The sequence below is a fragment of the Frankia sp. R82 genome, assembly GCF_023716925.1.
In the GTDB taxonomy this organism is placed as follows: Bacteria; Actinomycetota; Actinomycetes; order Frankiales; family Frankiaceae; genus Frankia.
Genome location: NZ_JAMQQG010000252.1, coordinates 1 through 6,054, shown reverse-complemented (window position 1 = coordinate 6,054; position 6,054 = coordinate 1). Strand labels below are relative to the sequence as shown.

The window sequence follows — 6,054 nt, the reverse complement described above, 5'->3', positions numbered from 1 at the left end:
GCCGGTGTGCTGGCGGGGGGAGCGGAGGCGGGGGCCGCGGCCGCCCCGGCGGCCGGTGCTGGCACGTCGGGGGCGGACTCACCGCCCGAAGGTGCCCCGCTCGGTGCCACGCCGGCCGTCGCCCCGGTACTGCCGGGGCTGCCCGGCGGCACGCTCGGGTGATAGTCGGAGAGAAACTCGCGCCACTCCGGCGAGACACTCTCCGGATCTTCGAGAAACTGCTGGTAGATCTCGAAGACCAGCCATTCGTTAGGTCCGAAGTCAGGTCCGGACGCGGGAACCGTCGGTGCTGTCACGGGGCCATTCGCCTCTATCCACGGTCTCACTTCACGGCCTCCGAAAGGCCCTTCTGTCACCGTCTGCTCAGGCTACCCGCTGCGGCAAGGTCCCGTACCACCGGACCTGCCCGGTCCGGTCACACGGACCCTGGGTGCCCTCCCGGGGTCGCCCCGTGGTGAGCGGTCGCTGATCCCGACTGCTGCCGGGTCCGCCGACCACACATCGGGCCGGGACCCGCGGCGCCCCTCCGGTCGCGGGAAGGTGCCCGCCCAGCCCAACCCTACGACGACGGACGCCCACCAATCCCCGTTCGCGGCCCCCTGCTCAAGGGTGATTCTCGCTCTGCGTGATGCCGAACCCGGGAGTCGACCGGGCCGCACGCCCACACGGGTCGTCGTCGGGGTGATCGTGTCCGTTCTGTCCCCCTGGTGACCCGCGGAGCGTGATCTTGCCTCGCGGCCTGTCGCGGAGCGTGGCGGGCGTGGGATCCGGTTGCCGATGCGCGCGTTCGGCGGATGGCCAGGGTGTGCGGACGGCCAGGGTGTGCGGACGGCCAGGGTGTGCGGATGGCAGGAGTGTGCGGACGGCAGGGGTGCGGAGAGCAGCTGGCAGGCGGGAGGCCGGTGGCCTGGTGAGTGGGATGCGGGCGGTCGAGCCTGGTCCGGCGGGTGGGAACAGGATGGCGTGGCCATCCGTTAAACTGGCAGTGCCGGCCCGCATCATGGCCCCCGGACCCAATGAACGCCGCTTCGAGCGGCCTACGCCCGTGAGGCGACCTGGCGGGTCGGCACCCAACTTTCTCCTCCTCCGCCGCGGCGTGGCGGACTGCCACCTGCGGACACGCCACCTGCGGACATCGCCGCGGTGCAGTGAGCTGCCATGGCGAGGACGGTCACGGTGTGGCGGCTGCCGCTGTGGGCTTCCGCTGTGATGGACGATCTCGCCTGGACCCGCGGCGGGACGAGTGGTCCCGCGGGATGGGCTCGTTTCGCGGTCGGGTCCCCCTCCCGTGTCTCCCGGGCTGCGTCGCCCACAGTGTCGCCTACGGCGGCGAGGTGGATTTTCTTTGTGTTCTGACCGTTCAGGCCGCTGAAGATGGTGCCGGGGTGACGGGTGGGCCGTAAATCAGTCGGTGGAATGGGTGGATATCCGGCCCGGCCCGGCCTGGTGTCGGTTTGGAATCGGCGCGGTCGGAGTGGCCTTTCCGACGATGGCGACAGGCCGGTCGAAATGCTGGTGGCAGGCGGATCGGAATAGCGCTCGTGGGCGGATCGGAAAGCCGGTCGGAGGCGGAGCAGGAGCGCGGTGGAGGTCGATCAGCGTCCGGCGGGGGCCACGCCGGTGCTGTTACGCGGTGATGTGCCTGGTCACTCGGATGAGTGTGGCCGTCCGAAGTGGGTCCAGCCGCCGGCGCCGGACGGGGTCTGGCCGTCCACGGTCACACCCCGTCCGGCTCGGACCGATCCGATCCGCCGGCAGCCGGTCGGCAGCGGCACGGTCCGGGGGAGCGGGGGAAGGCAGGCCACCAGAGCGTGGTCCTCGCCCCCGGTGAGGACCCAGCCGAGCGGATCGACGTCGAGGTGGGCCGCGGCCGAGCGCAGGGCGTCGTCCATGGGGAGAGCATCGGCGGTGAGGTCGATGCGGACTCCGGATGCGGCTGCGAGGTGTCCGACGTCCTGCAGGAGTCCGTCGGAGACGTCGCACATGGCGCGCGCGCCGAGGGCGGCGAGCGCGGGCCCGAGCGGATAGGGCGGACGGGGCCGGCGGTGCGCGGCGAGTAGACGGTCCCAACCGTGCGCCGCGAGCATGCCGGCACCTGCGCCGCTCGACCGAAGCCGGTCGGGTTCGGGCTGGTCGGGTTCGGGCTGGGTGGCGCCGAGGCCGGCGGTGAGCAGGGCGAGGCCGGCGGCGGCGGGGCCGACGGTGCCGGCCAGGACGAGGATGTCGCCGGGGCGGGCGCCGGAGCGCAGGACGGGGGCGCGGCCCGCGAGGTCACCGAGCGCGGTGACACCGAGCATGATCGTGTCGGCGGAGCTGATGTCGCCACCGGCGACGGTGGTGCCGGCCCGGGCGCCCTCGGCGGCCAGGCCGTCCGCCAGGGACAGGACCCAGCCGAGCTCGGTGCTGCCGGGAGCGGCCAGGCCGAGGAACAGGCTGGTGGGGCGAGCGCCCATGGCGGCGACGTCGGCGAGGTTCTGGGCGGCGGCCTTGTGCCCGACGTCCTCGCCGCTGGACCAGTCCCGGCGAAAGTGCCGGCCTTCGACCAGGAGATCGGTGGTGACGACGACTCGGCCGTCGGGGGCGCTGAGCACGGCGGCATCGTCGCCCGGACCGACGAGGACGTCCCGGGTGGGCGCGAAACGCGCGGTGATCGCCTGGATCAGTTCGAATTCACCCAGATCCCGCAGATACGGGCTTCCTGGCCCCAGGGGAGCCGCATCCACGGTCCTGCCGCCTCTCGTGCCGCGGAATGACGGCGATCGCAACATATGTGTGACCTTTTTGTCACATTTCACTGAAAATCTGACGCGCGTGAACCTGCGTTGTCGATGTGCATCCTGCGTACCCCCGGCCGGGAGGCCGGGCGGTACGGGACCGGGTGGTACTCGGGCGTGGATCCAGGCGGCTCGTCACGGTGGGAGCCCGCCCGGACGGTCTCGGGTCCGGTAGAGCGGTCTGTGGCGCTGCAACCAGGCCGCGGCAAGATCGAGGGTAGACACTACCTGCCCTCCACCCCGGAAACCGTCACATGGGGTGAACTGCCGAACGCCCACTCCAGACCGGTTCTGTCCATCGACCCGGGTGCCACCGTCACCATCGACACGGTCAGCCAGGAGGGGATCCTCGGCGACCAGGGTCGCGATCCTGAGGCCTTCCTCGCTGGTCTGGGCATTGTGCCCGCCGAGGTGCTCGCCGACGCGCGCGCGATCGCCGCGTCCGGGCTGCCGCACGAGTTCGGTGTGGACGCCCCGCACATCGTCACCGGGCCGGTGTTCGTCCGGGACGCGGAACCCGGCGACATGCTGCGCGTCGACGTGCTGTCACTGCATCCACGAGCGCGGTACGGGATCGTCTCGAGCCGGCACGGCGCCGGGCTGTTCGCCGGCGAGTTTCCCGAGGGACCGCCGCCCGAGGCGAACGCCAGCGCGCGGCACTGGCAGCGCTTCGGCACCGTCACCACCCTCTGCGCGATCGAGCGCCGACGAGGGCGCCTGTTCGGCGCGCTGACCAGCGTCGGCGGCACCCGTACCCGCTTCCCGCTGGCCCCGTTCCTCGGCGTCATGGCAGTCGCGGTGGACAGTACCACCGGGGCCATCCCGTCCACCTCGGTCGGGTTGCACGGGGGAGCGCTGGACTGCGTCGATCTGGGCGTCGGTGCCCACCTCTACCTGCCGGTCCAGATCGCCGGCGGGCTGTTCGCGGTGGGCGATCCGCACTACGCGCTGGGTGACGGCCAGCTCGGTGCGACCGCGCTGGAGGGGCCGCTGCGCGCGACCCTGCGGCTGTCCACCCTGCGGGACGGGGCCGCACGTGCGGCGCTGGGCGCGCTGCGCGAACCGTTCGTCGAGACCGAGACCGCCTGGGTGACGATGGGAGTCGACGCGGAGCTGCCCGAGGCGGTGCGTCGCGCGGCCCGCTCGGCGATGGCCTTCCTGACCAGCCGCATCGGGCTGGAACGCGCCGAGGCCATGGCCTACCTGTCGGCCGCGGTGCAGGTCGCCGTCGGCCATGTCGGCCCGGGCCTGCAGACGGCGTTCTGCCGGATCCGCCGCGCCGACTTCCTGGAGCCGCCGCCAGCCCGGTCGCGGCTGGCCCGGCAGCCCTTCACCCGCCTCCACGGCGTCGGCGAGGACGCCGACCCCACCCATCCCGAGCCCGCGCACGTGGACGGGCCCGCGCACATGGACGGGCCCGCGCACGTGGACGGGCCGGTGCACGCGGATGCGCCGGCGCACCGTGGTTCGGCGGTCCGGCTGGACCCCGCGGCCCACCACGAGCCCGGTCCGGACCGGGCTGCTCCGGACCGGACGGGGCGGGTTCCCTCGGCTCGGCGGGACCCGTCCGACGGCGAACTACCAGGTGGACACGTGGTTCCACTCGAATCAGACGAGATGACCGACGGCACCCCCGTCTGACTCCTGCCCGGCCGGCGCCCACCCGGCGGCCTCGGGGTCGTCCGGCATGGCGGCCAGTGGTTCGATGCCGGCGGCGGCGAGCCGTGGCCAGAGTGTGGCCAGGGCGGCCTCGGGGTCGAGCTCGAAATCGGACTGGCGCACCCGCCAGAACCGCCAGCCGACCCGACGCAGGTCCCGCTCCCGGTCGAACGCCCGGGCGATGTCCCCGCCGGGGCCGTCGTCGTCGCAGCCGATCGCGAAGCGCGCCCGTCCACCGCAGACGACCAGGTCGAGGTGCTGCCCACCGACCTCCAGCTGCGGGGTCACCAGATAGCCGCGGCCGGCCACCCACCGGTACACCCGCTGGGCGAACAGCGAGCCGAACGCCGGATGCGGACGGTCCTCGGGCACGTCCGGCGGATCCGGCGCCGGCTCGGACGAGGTGGGCAGGCCGGCCCGGGCGGCCCGGGCCGAGGACAGGACGTGCGCCAGGTAGCTGTGGCGAAGGTCGTGATGATCGAGGTCGGCGAGGGTGACCGAGTGGAACAGCCAGACCTGGTCCTGCGCCCGGGAGGCGGCGACGTTGAACAGGCGCTGGTACTCCAGCGTCGTCAGGGCCGTCGGCGGGGTCGACGGCGCCACGACCAGCGAGAGGAACACCACCTGGCGTTCGTCGCCCTGGAAGTCGGCGGGGGTGCCGACCCGCAGCCGGCGGCGGCGGTGCTCGGCGGCCGAGAGCCGTTCGGCCAGCAGGTCGCGGATCAGCGTGGCCTGGGCCTGCCCGGCCAGGACCACGACACCGAAGCTCAGCCCGGCATACCGGGGATCGGCGGTGCCGGCCACGACCTGCCCGACCAGCGCCTCGGCCTCCGCCCGGTTGCGCGGGCCGGCGGACGTCGGGGTGGTGGAGCCGTGCGGGACGTGCCGGGCGACCAGCGGCGGCAGCCGGTCGGCACCGAACTGGCGCAGCGGCACCAGCGGCGCCTCCCGGTAGAACATCGCCGAGGACCATTCGATGATCTCCGGCATGCACCGGAAGTGTTCGCGTAGCCGCACGACCTCCCCGAACCGGGTGCGCAGCAGGCCGAACAGGCTCGACTGCGGGCTGAACCCGACCCGCAGCCACGCCGGGACGTCCGGCAGCAGGTCGTCGAGCCGGTCGAAGACGTCCTCGAGCTGCCGGCCCGGAACGGCCGGTGGGGTGCACTGTCGGTCATCGCCGACCACGATCACCCGGGGGGCGAGCCAGAGCAGGAACAGACTGTCCAGACCGGCCTGGCTGCCCTCGTCGACGACGACGACGTCGAAGCTGTCCCGCACCGGCGGGATCGTCGAGAGCACCTCGCGGATCGGCATCACCCAGGCCGGGACGGCCGTCTGGGCGATGGCCATCGCCTCCCGGGCGGCCTGTCGGTAGCGCTCGCTGTGGCGTCCGCCGAGGGCGGCGCCCGCGGTGACGGCCTCGCTGTAGGCCCGCAGGGCCGCGGACTGGCCGGCACCGAGGCGCCCCAGGCAGTGCCGCCAGGCCCTGGCGCCCGCAAGCTCCGCGGTGGCCGCGGCCAGGACGTCCTCGGCCGCGTCCAGATCGGCGTCCAGATCGACCGGCCGGCCGGCGCCGGGACGGCCGGCCGGCCGGGCGGCGGTGTGGGTGGCCTCGAGC

Annotated in this window: 3 protein-coding genes and 1 pseudogene; 1 reads left to right on the top strand and 3 read right to left on the bottom strand. The window is 73.4% G+C overall.

Annotation, left to right across the window (positions count from 1 at the left end; genetic code table 11):
* Both ND747_RS19680 and ND747_RS19675 read right to left on the bottom strand, forming a co-directional pair.
* A pseudogene (locus ND747_RS19680) lies at positions 1–296 on the bottom strand (hypothetical protein); the annotation flags it as partial.
* A 1,350-nt stretch (positions 297–1,646) separates the two neighbouring features.
* A complete protein-coding gene (locus tag ND747_RS19675; RefSeq protein ID WP_251735285.1) occupies positions 1,647–2,723 on the bottom strand; it encodes a thiamine-phosphate kinase in 1,077 nt (358 codons plus the stop codon).
* A 234-nt stretch (positions 2,724–2,957) separates the two neighbouring features.
* Between ND747_RS19675 and ND747_RS19670 the strand changes: the two genes are divergently transcribed.
* On the top strand, positions 2,958–4,415 hold the full coding sequence (locus ND747_RS19670) for an acetamidase/formamidase family protein (RefSeq protein ID WP_251735283.1): 1,458 nt from the start codon (positions 2,958–2,960) through the stop codon (positions 4,413–4,415).
* Here the strand turns inward: ND747_RS19670 and ND747_RS19665 are convergent.
* A partial coding sequence (locus tag ND747_RS19665; protein ID WP_251735282.1) for an AAA domain-containing protein occupies positions 4,383–6,054 on the bottom strand: 1,672 nt, incomplete at its 5' end. The genes ND747_RS19670 and ND747_RS19665 overlap by 33 nt on opposite strands.